Annotated in this window: 11 protein-coding genes; 4 read left to right on the forward strand and 7 right to left on the reverse strand. The window is 52.3% G+C overall.

Annotation, left to right across the window (positions count from 1 at the left end; all coding sequences use genetic code 11):
* Positions 1-10: 10 nt before the first annotated feature.
* Entirely contained in the window at positions 11-7,234 is a 7,224-nt protein-coding gene (locus tag HBA55_RS37850) for a DUF4214 domain-containing protein (RefSeq protein WP_166993187.1), read from the reverse strand.
* A gap of 241 nt (positions 7,235-7,475) precedes the next feature.
* Here HBA55_RS37850 and HBA55_RS15435 point away from each other — a divergent pair, with 241 nt between their 5' ends.
* Positions 7,476-8,210: an SDR family NAD(P)-dependent oxidoreductase gene (locus HBA55_RS15435; RefSeq protein ID WP_166993190.1), complete on the forward strand. Its 735-nt coding sequence runs from the start codon at positions 7,476-7,478 to the stop codon at positions 8,208-8,210.
* Positions 8,211-8,231: 21 nt separating this feature from the next.
* Complete coding sequence (locus HBA55_RS15440) at positions 8,232-8,852, forward strand: 2-hydroxychromene-2-carboxylate isomerase (RefSeq protein ID WP_166993195.1); 621 nt, start codon at positions 8,232-8,234, stop codon at positions 8,850-8,852.
* On the opposite strand, the gene HBA55_RS15445 is transcribed toward HBA55_RS15440, so the two are convergent.
* The 4 genes from HBA55_RS15445 to HBA55_RS15460 form a co-directional block, all read right to left on the reverse strand.
* The gene (locus HBA55_RS15445) at positions 8,849-9,193 is read right to left on the reverse strand and encodes a T-complex 10 C-terminal domain-containing protein (protein ID WP_166993200.1); all 345 of its coding nucleotides are present in this window, start codon (positions 9,191-9,193) and stop codon (positions 8,849-8,851) included. The two genes, HBA55_RS15440 and HBA55_RS15445, sit on opposite strands and share 4 nt — an antisense overlap.
* 269 nt (positions 9,194-9,462) lie before the next feature.
* Entirely contained in the window at positions 9,463-10,323 is an 861-nt protein-coding gene (locus HBA55_RS15450) for an alpha/beta fold hydrolase (RefSeq protein ID WP_166993205.1), read from the reverse strand.
* Between the two features lie 26 nt (positions 10,324-10,349).
* Positions 10,350-10,553 (reverse strand): DUF2783 domain-containing protein, encoded by a 204-nt coding sequence (locus tag HBA55_RS15455; protein ID WP_166993209.1) that lies wholly within the window; start codon positions 10,551-10,553, stop codon positions 10,350-10,352.
* 10 nt (positions 10,554-10,563) lie between these two features.
* Positions 10,564-12,240, reverse strand: a complete 1,677-nt coding sequence (locus HBA55_RS15460) for an FAD-dependent oxidoreductase (protein WP_166993214.1) — start codon at positions 12,238-12,240, stop codon at positions 10,564-10,566.
* Positions 12,241-12,534: 294 nt separating this feature from the next.
* Between HBA55_RS15460 and HBA55_RS15465 the strand changes: the two genes are divergently transcribed.
* A complete protein-coding gene (locus HBA55_RS15465; protein ID WP_166993220.1) occupies positions 12,535-13,497 on the forward strand; it encodes an MBL fold metallo-hydrolase in 963 nt (320 codons plus the stop codon).
* Between the two features lie 201 nt (positions 13,498-13,698).
* A complete protein-coding gene (locus tag HBA55_RS15470; RefSeq protein ID WP_166993223.1) occupies positions 13,699-14,160 on the forward strand; it encodes a MarR family winged helix-turn-helix transcriptional regulator in 462 nt (153 codons plus the stop codon).
* 206 nt (positions 14,161-14,366) lie between these two features.
* Here the strand turns inward: HBA55_RS15470 and HBA55_RS15475 are convergent, their stop codons facing one another.
* Positions 14,367-15,497, reverse strand: coding sequence for a GGDEF domain-containing protein (locus HBA55_RS15475; RefSeq protein ID WP_166993239.1), 1,131 nt, complete (start codon positions 15,495-15,497; stop codon positions 14,367-14,369).
* A gap of 224 nt (positions 15,498-15,721) precedes the next feature.
* Positions 15,722-16,294 carry a TetR/AcrR family transcriptional regulator gene (locus HBA55_RS15480; protein ID WP_166993242.1) on the reverse strand — a complete coding sequence of 191 codons (573 nt, stop codon included), beginning with the start codon at positions 16,292-16,294 and terminating at the stop codon, positions 15,722-15,724.
* Positions 16,295-16,468: the final 174 nt, after the last annotated feature.

Genomic DNA, 16,468 nt, shown 5'->3' on the forward strand with positions numbered 1-16,468 from the left:
GACCGTTTGTTCAGGCCTCCCAAAAGGAATCCCACAGCGCTTGGTCCTCGACCACACCGGTGAGTGTGATATCGTTGGTAAAGACATAATCGATAATTTCCTTGGCGGTATCTGCGGTGGCGCTGTCACTGGTTACCGCACTGATCAAGGTGTTGACGTTTTGATCAAAGCCTTCATCAGGGTATAGCATGGTGCGCTCAGCATAGTAAACCGAGACCTCATGCTTATTAATCAATATTGCCCTGTCGCTTTCTCCACCGGTGGGCGCGTAGGCGCCGTTAATAACAGCCAGAATAAATACGTCTCTAGGCATGCCTGCATCGAGTTGCTCCTGCCAGTAAATAAGTCCACCCTCCGCAGGAGAGCGATTGAACATGTTCTGGTAAATTGACTCGATAAATTCCAAATTGCTGGTGCCCTGGGGATAGGTATTCTGGTATTCCTCTTGGACGGAGAAGCTTTGAGCGGCCTCATAAAAAGTTAATGCACCTGAATAAATTTGCCCAAACCAATAGGTAAGTCCGGTGGCCTGGGGTGCACGGCCGAAATAGGCGATATAAAGATCACTGAGGGCGTCGAGCTGAGTGGCGGCATTGGATTTGAGTGCACCCGCGCCATCTGGATCCTGCAGGTCTTCTAGCGCGACCTCAACCTGGAAGACATCATTGCCCATGCCATAGCCGAAACCCACCGACTCGATACTGGTGATGGTATCGCGATCTTCATCACCATCGAGAATGCCGTCAGCATAGACATACTGGCTCGGCAGGTAATCGGCCAACAGAATATCATTGCCCTCGCCGCCATCAATAATATCGTTACCCAGCCCGCCTGACAGTTGATCGTCGCCTTCTTCGCCGTAGATTTCGTCGTTACCGGACTCGCCAAACAGCTGGTCGTCACCTTCGCCGCCGATCAGACTGTCATCGCCAAAGCCCAGGCTTAGAAAGTCATTACCGGCGCCCGCATCGACCACGTCTGCAATCACATTGGTGCTGGTAATCTGAATGGCATTATCGCCCTCGAGGAAGTCACCTTGCCAGTTGTCCAGTACTTCGTCTACTTCGCGAGATTCCGCGTAGGCCATCTGGCTGACCGGAGAATAGCCTTCGACAAAGGTGACCGAATTAACGTTACCTTTAATATCTTCACTGGTTTCGGGCTCATCTTTTGCGAAGACACCCTCCAGCTGAATCCGCAGGCCGGTATCGTCATCCAGAAAGCTGATTGCATTCTCATCGGCTGACAACACTGAGCCGCTGAGCTTTGACGGAACCGCTTGAGGGGTGGCCGCCACCGAGGAAAGATCAAGGGGACCACCCACGTTATCGCCTTCGCTGAGGGCTACGGTCGCTGAACCGTCGTCGGCGTTTTCGCTTAAAGGCAACAAATAAAGCGGTTTTTGATTGAAATAGTGGAAGCCTGATTCCGACTGAGTGTCTTCCAACACCGATGACAAGACACTTCCAGGACCAGGTTCTTCCGTCTGTAGACCTCCGTTGTCCTGAATCACCAATTCCGGGCTGATAAATGTGAAGTCGTCAGCGCTGTTGTAATTCACTTCATAACCGAGGTCCTGCATGGCTCCCACGGTCACAATGCTCAACGGCATGGGGGGACTGTTTTCGGCAAATCCGGTCATCAGTTCAGTGTCGAATAAGCTCTCAGTCCAATGACTGCGTGCGGTGCCTGGTCCACCCTGGGTTTCCAGCGGAACGGAAGTGGCGGTGGTGTTGTTAATCAGTTGCCCATAGGCTGTGGCGGCATTGGTTCCGGTAAAATTAAAGCCTTGCGCAAGACCAAGTTGGTCAAAAAACCAACCGGAAAACCCCAGCACATGCCCCATCTCGTGAATGATTACGTCCTGCAATATGCCTTTGGCTTCCATGGCGAAAACATCTGCGGAGTCAAATGACATAATGCCGTGAATAGGCAGAAAACTGGAAGTGCGAATCCAGTCAGCTCCCGCTTGCGCGAGTATACCTCCGGGGCCATCAATGGAGGTCACAGAGGCATCAATCAGCAGATCGTCCACAAATCCCCATGACTCTGTTTGTACGCCGGGCAGATTCCCGACAATAATCTCCTCCCATCGCTGAGCTGCGGCTTCGAACAACGGCAGATAACTGGCGTCGCCGCTAAAGTTAACGACAATATCGAAATCACCAGGGTTAGAGGACTGCACCTCGGAGACACTAAGCGTGTAGGTACCCAGGCTGTTTTCTTTACCCGAAGCTTCTATGTAATAGGTACCGCTGGCATCGGGGGTAAACAGTAGTTGGCTGTCAAAACCGACACCGCTGTCGTCGTCGCTGGTGGCGTCGAGCAGGGTGGTTTGATAGATACCGGATAGAAATGGATCTGTGAGTGTGCCGCCGTCGCTGTTGGTACCATTGAGATTAAAGCGATAGGTGATTCCTGCCTGCAATTCCACGGCGAACCAATCCCGATCACCAAAACCTTCGATTACACCGCTACTGGAGCCATTAACGGTCACGCTGCCTGCCGTTGCCGCCTCATTGCCAAAGTCGTCTTCGATGACGGGTTCCGTAGCGTCCAGCACCGACACTTCATAGCCGCCAGTGGCTCCGGCATAACCGCTTGCCGCTATGTAAAAAACGCCAGTTTCACCGGGGGAAAAATCCAAATAGCTGTTGCGGCCGAAACCGCTGTCATCGTCGCTGGTGCCGTCGATCAGAGCCCCGGTGGCATCGTATAGACCGCTGAGGAAGGGGTCATCGAGATCGCCTTTGTCTGTGGCCGCGCCTTCGAGACTGATCTGATAATGTCGCCCGGATTCCAGTTCGACAGCAAACCAGTCTATATCACCGGCGCTTTCCAGTTCGCCGTTTGTTGCCTCACCGATGACAACGGCTCCGGTATTGTCGATACTGTCTCCGAAGTCGTCACTGGCGATGGCTCCGAGATCGGTCAAAGAGAGTTTATAGCTGCCGCGGTCATCTCCGAAGGCCGCTGCTGCCACAAAATGGGTACCCGATTCCCGTGGTGAAAAAATCAGCTGACTGTTTAGGTCAACGCCGCTATCGTCGTTGCTGGTGGCTTCGATAAACAATCCAGTTTCTGCATAGATACCGGCAAGGAAAGGGTCCGAGAGGTCTCCCGCTCCGGTTGGCAATCCCTCAAGGTCAATTTGATATCGATTGCCCTGTTGCAGTTGTACAGAAAACCAGTCCTCGTCTCCCTCGCGTTCGATCGTCCCCCTGACGGAGCTGTCAATGTTGAGCTGGCCTCGAGTGTCAGCGTCGGAGGCAAAATCGTCTTCAAGAGCAAAGAGGTTGAGCGATAGCTGATAAGAACCTACCGATTCACCGTAGCCACCCGTGGCGATATAGTGAATGCCGCTGTTGACGGCGGTAAAGAACAGACGGCTGTTGGTATCCGTGCCGCCATCGTCATCTTCACTGTTAGCCAGCAGACTCGAGGACGCATCGTAGATACCGCGCAAGTAGGTATCGTTGAGTGTTCCACGCCCGCTAGGGGATCCCTCCAGATCGATCTGATAAGTTTGCCCGGCGGTCAAGGTAACCGCAAACCAGTCTTGGTCCCCGGCTTTTTCGATAAGGCCGCTAACAGATTCAGCGATTGTTAAAGTGCCTTCGGTACTGGCGTCATCGGTAAAGTCGTCGTCCCCTCCCAGTGCATTGACGCTGAGGCGATAGCTGCCGGTGTTATCTCCATAACCCGAGGCGGCAACAAAGTAAAGGCCGGTTGTTGCAACACTAAGTTCGATCTGGCTGTTAAAGCTCTCTCCACCATCGTCATCGCTGGTGCCAACCAAAGCCTCGCCGTTGCTGTCAAATACACCAGTGAGAAACGGATCGGCGAGCGTGCCTGCCATGGTAGCATTGCCTTCGAGATCGATCTGATAGGAGGTATCGGCATTGAGCACCAGAGCAAACCAATCCTGGTCGCCGACTTGTTCAATCTCGCCTCCGGCGCTGTCACCGACCAGCAGTTCACCCAGGGTGTTAATATCAGAACCAAAGTCATCGTTAGAGACAGGGTCTGTAACGCTGAGTCTGTAACCGCCGGTTTCGCTGCCAAACGCCGCGGCCGCAATGTAATAAGTGGCGGTTGTGTCGGGCTGGAAGCGCAACTGGCTATAGAGTCCCTCACCGCTGTCGTCGTCGCTGGTGAAGTCGATAAAGTTGCCGGATGTGTCGTAAATGCCGTCCAGATAGGTATCTGAGAGCGCTCCATTGTCGATTTGGAACCCTTGAAGATCGATCGTGTAGGTCTGCCCGCTCTGCAACTCAATAGCAAACCAGTCTCTGTCACCGGCGGTTTCGATAGTTCCCGTTACCTCCGAACCGGGCAGCAATTGTCCAAGAGTGCTGACATCTGCACCAAAGTCGTCTTCGATACTGGCATCGTCGTTGAGGATGGTGGCCTCAGCCCAGGTCAGTAGCAGGTCACCACTGTAGAGATCTAACCAGAGGTTCTCGTCACCCTCGCTTTGCAGGTCTCCTTTGATGTCCAGAGTGATATTCCGACTGGTTTCTCCGCTGGCAAATATCAGGCTTCCCGAGGGTAAAACACCACCGATAAAATCATCGCCGTCGACATCAAGGCCGTTGTACACCTCCCAGCGCAATACTGATTCCTGATCCAGATCTCCGCTGCGCACCACCTGAAAATTCATTGAGGTGCTGCCGGTGTTGCCCTCCAACACCGACGGGTCAAGCGCTTCTATGGTAAATTCGACGTCGGGTGGGGTAACGTCGTCCAGGCTCAGGTTGTAGGTGCCAACCGTATCTCCGAAAGCGCCAGCCGACAGGAAGTAAACGGCCGTGGTCTCGGGGGTAAAGAAGACCTGGCTATTGGTATCTATGCCGCCATCGTCGTTATCAGTCCCCGGGACCAAATTTCCAGAGGCGTCGTACAGCCCTCGAAAAAAGGGATCCGTGAGTGTTCCGGCTGCTGTTGGGGTGCCCTCCAGGTCTATGAGGTAATTGTGGCTGGCTTCCAGTGAGGCAGCGAACCAATCCTCATCACCCGATGACTCTATGGTGCCCGTTACTGATTCGCCGATAAGCAGTGAACCAAGCGTATTGATATCCTGAGTGTAATCGTCGAGATCGTCGTCGTTGAGAATGGCACCTTCTGACCAGGTCACCAGTTCGCCATCCACGTAGAGATCAAGATAGAAAAACTCGTCCTGCTCCGGAGTGATATCTCCCTGAACTTCAATAAACAGGGTTGCGTTGGTTTGATCGGGTGCGAATTCAAATTCTCCGAAGGGCAGTCGACCACCGACAAAATCACTGCCATCGATGCCTTCGCCAGCAAATACCTCCCATTGGAAACTGGAGGCCAGTTCGGTATCGCCTGTGCGCAGGATTTCGAAACTTAACTGCGCGCCGGTTTCATTCCCCTCCAGCTGGGAGGCATTGAGAGGAGCCAGCGAGTATTGCCAGTCTGCCTGAGTGATATCCTCTACGGACAGCTGATAGGTGCCAGTATGAGTACCAAACGCTCCGGCAGCAATGTAGTAGGTGCCCTGAACTTCAGAGGTGAAGGACAGCTGACTGTTGGTGTCTGTGCCGCCATCATCGTCCGTGCTGCCGGGCAGTAAGTTTCCTACGCTATCGTAGATGCCGCGAATATAGGTGTCATTGAGCGTACCCATTGCTGTCGGCGCGCCTTCCAGATTAATCAGATAGTCGCGATCCAAGGCCAGTTCAATCGCAAACCAATCGTTGTCTCCGGATTGTTCAATGGCGCCGATGACGGGCGTACCCGGGAAAACGACGCCTGCGGTCTGCGCGTCTTCACCATAATCGTCCTCAGCGGCAAGGTCATCATTTAAGATTACCCCCCAGTCGTAAGCGATGGTTTCGTCGCCAGCGATCAGAGTCACGTATAGTGTTTCGTCACCCTCTGGTAAGGTGTCCCCTTGAATCTGCAGGGTCAGCGTCTGGGAACTTTCTCCCTCCAGAAAATCCACTCTGCCAGAGGGCAGTTCCCCACCGACAAAGTCATCCGCTTGCGGATCGCCAAAAGGATCGAGCTGCCAGTCGACGCTGGACGGTAAGCTTAAATCACCTTCGCGCACCACCTCAAAACTGAATTCGGTAACACCGTCATCGCCTTCCTCCTTGCGGGCGTCGAGAGCTGAGACGCTATAGTTCCATTGCGGTTCACGCGCTACCTCTTCAACCGATAATCGGTAGGTACCTGTGCTATCGCCGTAGCCGCCTGCGGCGATAAAGAATGTGGCGCTCACCGTGGGTGAATAAAACAGACGGCTGTTGAGGCCTTCGCCGCCATCGTCGTTGGCGCTGTCTTCCAGCCAAACGCCGTCTGCGCTATATATCCCGCGGATGTAGGTGTCTGGCAATGTGCCCTGTTCTGTTGCCGAGCCTTCCAAGTCAATTTGATAGTCAGTGCCGGCTACCAGTTCAACAGCAAACCAATCCTGGTCATACGCAATTTCGATCTCGCCGGTGACACTACTGGCGGGGACTATTTGTCCGCTGGTATTGATGTCCTGGGAATAATCATCCGGGCTGTCGTCGTTGAGAACGGTAACTTCGTCATAAGCGATAAAGGCACCATCGCTGTATAGGTCGAGAAAGAAAGATTCGTCGGATTCGGGGTCGTCGTCGCCCTGGATATCAACAAAGACAGTCGCGGTGATCTGTCCCGCCTCAAACTCCACCTGCCCGAAAGGAAAGAAACCTCCGGCAAAGTCGAGAGTGTCCATGTTTTCCGTAAAGACTTCCCACTGAATAGTGGAAGGGAGATGGACATCACCGCTGCGATGAATATCGAATAGTATGGTCGTCGAGCCGGTGTTGCCTTCCTGAACACTGGGCAAAAGTGCCTCGACAGCATATCCCCAGCCCACTTGATCCAAGGTTAACTGATAACTGCCGATGTTGGCCCCAAAGGCTCCGGCGGATAAATAATAGATTCCGCTGAGGTTGGGACTGAACAGGAGTCGGCTGTTTAGCCCATCGCCCGAATCATCGTCACTAGTGCCTTCGAGAAAGACGCCGTCAGCGTCGTAAATGCCATCAAACAGAGGATCCGTCAGTGTGCCCTGGCCGGTGGGGGCTCCCTGTAAATCGATGGCGTAAGTGCTGCCCGCCACCAGCTCGGCGGCAAACCAGTCGAGATCTCCAATCTCCTCTATTTCACCTAAAACGCTACTTTCGACCTCAATAAGGCCTGGTTCCGTGCTTGGCGAGTTGCCAAAGTCATCGGCCATTTTACGTCCCCTGTATGAGGGCTGATTATGGCCCTTTTCCTATCCAGACTAGTTGAGTATGGCTGTTTCAAATAGACCAAAGTGGTATCTGAACGCCATAGTGATATGAACTATTGTCATAAACCGACTGTCACTTCTGACATATTAATTGACACTGGTTCCGGTTTTCTCTTTTGAGAGTTGCAGAATGGAACTCACTGTGTGACATTAACACCAATACTCACAGAGAGAGTTCAAAAGCATGAATCAGAACAACAGCGGTTCCGTATTGGTCGTCGGTGCCGGCGATGCCATTGGCAGTGCGATAGTGCGCAGATTTGCCCGCGAAGGCTATAGTGTTATTGGGGTTCGCCGCAAGGGTGAACAACTACAGCCTTTAGTTGACGAATTAAATGCCAAGGGACTGAAGACTTACGGCTGGACTTGTGATGCCCGTAAAGAGGAAGAGGTGGTCGAGTTGATGGAACGCATCGAATCGGAGATCGCACCACTGGATACGGTGATCTTTAACGTTGGTGCTAACGTACCTCTTAAAGTGCTGGAGACCACCAGCCGTAAGTTTCAGAAGATTTGGGAAATGGCCTGCTACGCAGGTTTTTTGACCGGGCGTGAAGCCGCCCGACATATGTTGCCGAGAGGGAAGGGAACGATTCTGTTTACCGGAGCAACGGCCAGTGTTCGTGGTGCAGCGGGCTTTGGTGCATTCGCCATGGCCAAGCACGGGCTGAGAGCATGGGTTCAGAGCATGGCTCGGGAATTGGGACCTCAGAATATTCATGTCGGGCATTTGATTATCGATGCCGCGGTGGATACCCCTTGGATTCAGGAAAACGTTTTGAAAGGAGTCTCGGATCGTAAATCTGACGATATAGTTAATCCCGATTCCATTGCGGAAGTTTTCTGGCAAATGAAGGAGCAAAAGCGCGATGCCTGGACGTTTGAGCAGGATTTAAGACCCTGGGTGGAGCGCTGGTGATAGATATCAAGGAGTAGAAAGATGACTAAACGGGTTGAATTGTATTTTGATTTTGGCAGTCCCACGACTTATCTGGCGTATCATCGTTTGCTATGGATTGAGCAGAATTATGATATTAAGCTGCACCCCATTCCGGTATTGCTTGGGGGGATTTTCAAAGCCACCGGGAATCATTCGCCGGTGACGATACCTCTTAAGGCCGCCTGGATGAATGGGGATTTACAGCGCTACGCGAATCTCTATGGCGTGCCGATGGAGTTCAATCCCCACTTTCCGATTAACACATTGTATTTGATGCGCGGTGCCATTGCGGCTCAACACTTGGGGGTTTTTGACAATTATCTGAATACTGTTTTCCATGCAATGTGGGCTGAGCCTGTTGATATGGGGGATCTAAAAGTGGTGGAGGAAGTGTTAACACGGGCAGGTATTAATGCCGGTGAGATACTTGAAATGATGCAAACCACCGAGGTTAAGGAGCAGCTTAAGGCTAATACGGAGCTGGCCGTAGCAAGGGGGGTGTTTGGTTGCCCGGCGACCTATTATGAGGAAGAGTTGTATTTTGGTCAGGATCGCTTGTTTTTTGTCGAACAGCAACTGGAGACGGATGGCTTGAAACGACCTGCACAGCTCAGAGCTTAACCGCCCATTGTTATGGGGAAGTTTGATATTGAACGGGTGGCATCTTCGACGGTAGTGAAACTGTATTCCCCTTCGGCGTTGACTCCTTCGCTGCTACCGTCTGGGTAACTGACCGTCCAGGAACCATCGGGACGATATTTTTCAGTAGTGCCATCCAGGGCAATGACGGAAGTTGAGCCGTCAGGGTGGGTACGGAAAACAGTGCCGTCAGCGTCGGTGGTTTCTGTACTGCCGTCCTGGCGTCGAATCACCTGTTTTTGTGATCGCTGTTGATGAAATGTCTCCAGCTCGGCCAGTTCCGTAGAGATCTTTTTGGATGTTGCAATATTATAAATGATCATGTTGCGCCGCCCAGTGTTGATTGGATAGTCGGAAATCTAGGTTATAACCGCGAGGTATATGCCTCTTTATAAATATTCGAAAGATGAATAGTACGCCATTAATAGTAGCGATCTGCTTTTTTGAGGCAATGCCAGAAGAGGAAAATTGAGACAAGGTTCATGTTGCAACCGCAGGAAAACCGGAGTTGCGGACGGGCGGTAGCGGTTCAGGGATAAAGGGCGTATGGGGACTGGTGAATCTGTAGGTTCACGGTTGTTAACCTCTGGCTTTACCGCAAAAATCCGGCAATGGCATTTTGTTCCAATGCAGTCTGATAGAGTGAGACGTGCCCACCAGGCCGATTGATGACCCGGCAGCGTGCACCTGTGGTTTGCATGCGCTTGACGTCATTGTCGGTCATCATCTTTGTTTTTTCCCCGCGGATCAGAAGTGTACTGGCGGTAATCTGCTCATAGCAATCCCACAGTTCGTAGTCACGGGGATCATAGATCAGCATATTCCACAGCTCGGGGGTGTGGTGGTAGGTGTAGGTGTCCTTCTCAGTACGACGGGACCAGATGCGAGCTAACCAACGCCATTCGGCATCCTTCAGCTGCAGGTGATCCCTGGACAAGCCGGCACGCAACAATTTCTCGAAACCCTCCAGGGAGTCTGCCTCGGGCAGTGTCTGCAGATTCCTGGCGAGCGCAAGACGAAATTTTTCCGGGAGCTGCGGAGCGGAGTCATTAATCACCAAATGCGTAATGTCGATTCCGGTGATATGGGCGCAGGCGTAAATTCCCAATGAGCCACCTCGTGAGGCACCGATCCATCGGACTCTTTCCACGCCAAGTTGTTCCAGCAGGGATTGAGCAACTTCACACTGGGATGCCATCACCATGTCCCGGGTTGGGTCCTGAGGCCACTCCGATTTGCCGCAACCGATTGAGTCGGGGCAGAGGACGTGGTACTCGGTTGCCAAATGCCTTGCCAGCAGTTCACCTTCAGCGGCGTTGCCGGCGACACCGTGCCATATAAGCACAGTGTCGTGGTTCGGGTCGCCCCATTCGAGAAAGTGTATGCGGTGCCCCGCACAGTGCAGCTCACGCGAGCGCGGCACCAGGGTGAGTCGGCTTTCCAGTGTGGTCACACTCGTTAATCCTTATAGCTCAGCGCCTAATTCTGTACGGGGTCCAGATCTTTGGCGATGGCCATGGCTTCGCTCAAAATACGATTATCGCCAATGTGATTGGCGAGTAACAGAATCAGTCTGGCGTTGACCCGCTCACTGTCGGCAGTTTGCAGGTCCCGGTGCAGGTCGGTGAGCTCCGCGTAGAAGGCATCGGCGTCGTTAAGATTGGCTTCGGTATTCAGGTGCATGTCGTAATCCTCAGAGATCGTAGCCCAGGGCTCGGCGGTGAGCGGCGTGAATGTCGGCAGCGGTAGGTTGTTGCCAGCGGCCACAAACCACTTGGTCCGGTCTGAACAGGTAGGCACTACCGGGTCGCAAAGCCAGACGTTGGGCGACCAATCCCTGCGGATCGGAGATAGCTTGAACAGCAGCTTGCGACAGCTGTCTGGCCAGCGTTTGGGCTTTGTTGGCATCTTTGCTGAGAAGTATCCAGGCCAGATCTGGGTTCTCGGTGACGAGGTTGGGTACTACTTCGCCGTTCGCGTCAATGTCCACCATGGCGACAAAGCGGTTGCCCAATTGGTTCATCAGCCAGGCGTCTTCGCCATTGATTTTGATTGGCGCGTCTTTGCACACGGCACCGGGCACTACACCGCCGTTAAAGTCCTCACTGTCTGCTGTGTTAAGGGGTGATCCTTCGTAAGTGCAGGGCAGCGACAGTCGACCGCTGTTGACCAGGCTGCGGGCAAAGGGCTGATCTTTTGCCAGACGCAGGGTTTCGTCTCTAAAGACCCGGCTGATGTGATTTTTGGGGGTGATAAAGTCAGTGGCGCGGGTGGAGTTCAGAATGTTCTCGGCTGCTCCGTGCTGGCGCTCGGTATTGTAGGTTTCCAACAGTGCCAGTGGTGCCTCTCCCTTGAGGATGGCGCTGACTTTCCAGGCCAGGTTCTCTACAGACTGCACACCACCGTTTGCTCCGCGTGCACCGAAGGGCGATACCTGATGGGCCGCGTCGCCCATAAAGATCACCCGATCTTTGATGTAGTCATCCATCTTGCGGCACTGGAAGGTGTATACGCTGGCCCACTCCAGTTCAAACTCCACATCTTCACCCAACATGGCTTGCAGGCGGGGGCGGATATTTTCTTCTTTCTTTTCCTCTTCCGGATCGGCGTCCCAGCCCAGCTGCAGGTCGATACGCCATACATCGTCTGCCTGACGGTGAAGCAGGGCAGATTGGTTGCGGTGGAAGGGGGGATCAAACCAGAACCAGCGCTCGGTGGGGAAGTCAGCCTTCATCACCACATCGGCAATCAGGAAGCGGTCCTGGAACACCTGGCCCTTGCTCTCAAGGCCCAGTTGGGTACGTATCTTACTATTGGCACCGTCCGCCACCAGCAGAAAATCACAGCTTAGTTGGTAGGTACCATCTTTGGTCTCAACTGTGATATGGGTGCCTTCCGGGTTGGTTTCCAATTCGGTGACCTTGTGCAGCCAGCGCAAGTCAATGCTGTTCTCTTCGGCGATACGATCGACCAGATATTCTTCAAAGTAGTATTGCTGGAGGTTGATAAAGGCCGGCAGCTTGTGTTGGTCTTCGGGCAGCAGGTTGAATTCGTATACCTGTTCGTCCTGGAAGAACACTTTGCCCAGCTGCCAGGTCACACCTTTGTCCACCATGCGCTCGGCGGCGCCGTAGCGGTCCATAATTTCGAGTGTGCGCTTGGCAAAGCATATGGCTCTGGAGCCTACGCTGACGGTGTTGTTATCGTCGAGAACAACGGTGGGGATGCCCTGAAGGGCAAAATCCAGGGCGGCAGCCAGTCCACAGGGACCTCCACCCACAATGATGACCGGATGATGCGTCCGGCCTGACGAGTCCTGATCCGGGCTGCGAACATAGTCGTAGACCGGGTTCTTATAGGTTTTTTGCATATCGGCTATCCAGATTTATGTAGGTTTGGTTCTGAGAGGCTTTTCAATAGTTATCCCAATAGCTATTTAGTCTCTTCTGAACTCTTATTTTGTTTCTTATGAAACTATATATCAGGTGAGGCGTGTTTGTTAAGTGGTTTTTTATAGCGATATTTGCGGGAAAACGTTGTGTGATATGGATAAATAAGTTACATTGGCAACTAATCTGGATGTGGAAAGCCCCCGATCCGATAGCCAAACGTTTCAAAAACAACTTTTAACGACAATTCGATTAAATAGATTCAGGAGCTTGTAATGGCCAAGAAACCCTTCGCCTCTTCGGCAGATCTGGGAGAAAAGAAAGAAACCCTGGAAGTCCTGGCAGACGGCGTTTACGCCCTGACCGCTGAAGGTGACCCCAATGTCGGCGCCATCGAAGCCGAAGACTTTGTGATTGCCTTTGAAGCCCGTGCAACCCCTAAAGCTGCCAACGATTGGCTGGAGCAGCTACGGGAGCACACCGACAAGCCGGTCAAGTATCTGGTGCTCTCTCATTATCATGCCGTACGTGTTCTGGGGGCTTCTGCTTTCAATGCGGAGTCCATCATCGCCCATGAAAAAACCAAATTCCTGATAGAAGAGCGCGGTATGCAGGATTGGGCCAGTGAATATGGCCGTATGCCCCGCTTGTTCCGTGAGCCGGATGGTATCCCGGGACTGACTCACCCGGACATCGTGTTTAATGACCGTTTGGAAATTCCTCTGGGTGGTGATCGTGGCAGTCTGATTCTGGAGTACTGTGGTCGCGGCCATACCGCCGGAGATATTTGCGCCTGGTTGCCCAAGCAGAAGGTCTTGTTTGCGGGTGATCTGGTCGAGGCTGCGGCAGCACTGTACACCGGTGACGCCTTCCACTTCGATTGGTCCAGCAACACCCTGGATAAGGTCAAGGCTTATGAAGCCGAGGTTCTGGTCGGTGGTCGTGGTGCCGTCGCCCGAGGACGCGATGAGGTGGATGCAGCCATTGAGCAGACCCGTGGTTTCCTGTTGGGTATGATTGAGAAGGTGGGCGAAGTCCACCGCGCTGGGGGTACTCTGAAAGAGGCTTTTGAGAAGACCCGTGATCACTTGGCACCGAAGTTCGGAATGTGGCCGATCTTTGAGCACTGCCTGCCGTTTGATGTTCAGCGTCTGTGGGATGAAATGGAAGGGGTTGATTGGCCTCGCATCTGGACCGACGAACGTGACCAGGAAGTTTGGGATCAGCTGCAGGACTGATCTTCTAACGCATTGTTACTCTGCAACAGGGCGGTCGCGTGACGGCCGTTCCTGCGTGTCTTTGAGCAGGTCGGGGTTATTCCGCGATCTGCTTTTTTTTGCTTTGAATTTATAGTCTTGTCAGCTTGTTTTAATTCCGGTCTTCTCCCCCTGTAAGAAAATGGTTACACTGGTAACTAAAATTTCAGTTAAGTGCAGTTCATGACTTCCAATACCGACCGTACCTTGATTCTCGATCGTTTTATTGCTTACCGCATGGTGAATTTGGCCAAATGGATGAGTGATTCCTGTTCTGAGATTTATACCGATGAATTTGGCCTGACGATTGCCGAGTGGCGTATTTTGGCTCGGTTGGCGGAGCATGAGCAGCTGAATGCCCGCGACATTGGTGAAATTACATTTATGGATAAGACCAAGGTATCCAGGGGGGTGAAGCTACTCGATTCCAAAGGGTATCTGAATAAGGAAAAGAGTGAGGAGGACAGTCGAGTCACTTTCTTGTCGTTGACGGATTCCGGGCGGGAGGTTTATCACGAGATTGTTCCCAAGGCGTTGAATTGGGAGAGTCGGTTATTGAAGGCACTGGACGTAACTGAATATCGGGATCTGGTGATGATTCTTGATAAATTGGAAAAACAACTGTCGGTTATTGATGACGGGTGAGCTAAATTGATAGGCGTTAAGACCTGGAAGTTTAATAAGGTCTCCTGGTTAAAAATTAACCAATGCGCTGAACCAAAGACTATGACAGGGCTGTAACATTTTTTCCGAAAGTCGTCCAAAGACTTATCCACAGAAGTTGTGAATAGATTCCCATCTCATTCGAGTAAAACTTCGGTTTCACATCTAGGTTCCACGGCAGAATTGACCTAATCCGCCGAAACAACACGATTGCGCCCTTCGGTTTTGGCTTGATATAACCGTTGGTCTGCCAACTTAAAAAAGCTCTCAACACTCTCGCTTATATCGGGAATTTGCTCCACCATGCCGGCGGAAATCGTTACAAAATCACCTATGTCGCTGCCGAGATTGGGAATCTCTAATGCCGCAATCTTGCGACGAATGCGATCGGCGGTATTGCTGCCATCAATGAACTCAGGGTCAGTAATCAATACTCCAAACTCTTCTCCTCCGAGTCGAAAGACAAAGTCTCCTGGACGCCGGAACAGGCGGTTTAACTCATTGCCGATAGTCGCTAGTGCCTGGTCTCCGGCGGCATGCCCATGCAGATCATTGAGGCGCTTAAAATAATCGATATCGAGCATGATGAATACGAGATTGCTGGAAACCCGCTGTGCTCTGCGCAGTTCGCGGCTGAAAATTTCATCGAAGCTGCGGCGATTAAGAAGGCCCGTCAGTTGGTCGGTTGTTGCGAGCTTTTCAAGTTCACGGTTTAGGCTCTTCAACCGGTCTTGTGCCTCCTGGCGCTGAAGACGCTCGCGCATCAGATCCAGGGTGCGTGACGACAGGGCGTCGTACATAATCAGGACGGCGTCGATTAACAGGCGTGCTGCGCTCTGCATTTGTTCACTAGCGCTGCGTTTGGCATCATCTATTTCCAAGCCGGCCTGGCTCAACTTGACGACCAGTGCCATACGCATGTCTCCGTCCACAATATGTGTAGCCAGCCAGCGCATCAAGTATTTAAGAATCTGTTCAAGCTCCTCACGCGAGGGGTGCTCGCTGGCGCTCGTTTTGAGCTTCATGGCATCGGGCAGAAACTTCCGATGTTCCTGGCAGTGGCGTTGAGTCCATTCGTCGTCGGCCAGATTTTTCTTCCAGATCGCTTCTTCCGTTTCAAAATGGTATTCGGCGTAAGCGGTAAGCTCATCGAAAATACGGCGGTGTTCCAGAACGTCATCGTGCACGATTGCGTTGGCGAGTTGGTTCAGCAGTTGCACCAGGCGCTGATGTTGCTTATCGATAATATCGATCCCGGTTTCGAACTTACTGCTCCAGGGAAAAACCTCAAAATAGTCCAGGGACTGTGTTTCGCTCATTACACCTCTGTATTTCTGCGGATGTCACTTTCAGTATAAGCTTCAGTCCGTTGAATACAGTGCCAAGTGTTTGATCTATATCATAAATTCTGCTTGTGTGCAGGTAAATGTGTCTAGCGGCCATAGCGGTGGTAATCATGGCTGGGTTTCTCGTCTTGAGAGGATCACCTCACTCTGGCTTAAGTTTAGTTTATATGGCTGATCCATGAAGACTCTATGCGGCGCTAGCTGAGTTTATCTCCAAGACCGGTGTGGATCAGAACCGCCAGGTCTTCCGCCAGGCGGGGAATACTACTCTTGATATCGCCTGTGATAACCGCTTCCAATACACCATTGACGGCGGCGCCGTAAAATACGGCATAGAGGTTGATTTCCCGCGCCGTAAGTTTGGCATCGGCAGCGCGGGAACGGGCTCGCAGCATTTCTACATTGTGTTTGCGAATGGTCTGCATGGCCGCATCGCCGGCGCGTCCCGTCAGGGCCAGCCGCAGTATGGGGTCATCGCGATTGATACTGCCGAGCCAATGTTTGAGAAACTCTGTCAGGCGATCCAGGGGGCAAAGGCTTTCGTCTTCATGGTATTGGTCAGAGACCGCCTTCATTTCCAGCAGCCATTCGCCAATATGCTCCACTACGATGGATTGACGATCTTTATAGTTTGAATAGAACGTCGGACGGGTGACGCCAGCTTCATCTGTGATTTGTTCGATGGTGATTTCTTCGAGGACTTGATGCTCGAGCAGGCGGCCAAGTGCGTCTTTGAGTTTTTGTCGGCTTTTGGCTCGGCGTAGATCCATAGTACAGCGTCCGGGCAGTGTTCTTATTGCTTTACTCTACGTGGGTTCAGCACATTTCTAGCAAATAGGGGGTAACCCGCTGAATTTATTAAAAAAATTGCCAGATGATTCGAATATAACACTGGCTTTGCCAAAACACAATTAGCGCATGGTCGGGAAACAGGACAGGAAGTT

The sequence above is a fragment of the Pseudomaricurvus alkylphenolicus genome (genome assembly GCF_011683955.1).
In the GTDB taxonomy this organism is placed as follows: Bacteria; Pseudomonadota; Gammaproteobacteria; order Pseudomonadales; family Cellvibrionaceae; genus Pseudomaricurvus; species Pseudomaricurvus alkylphenolicus.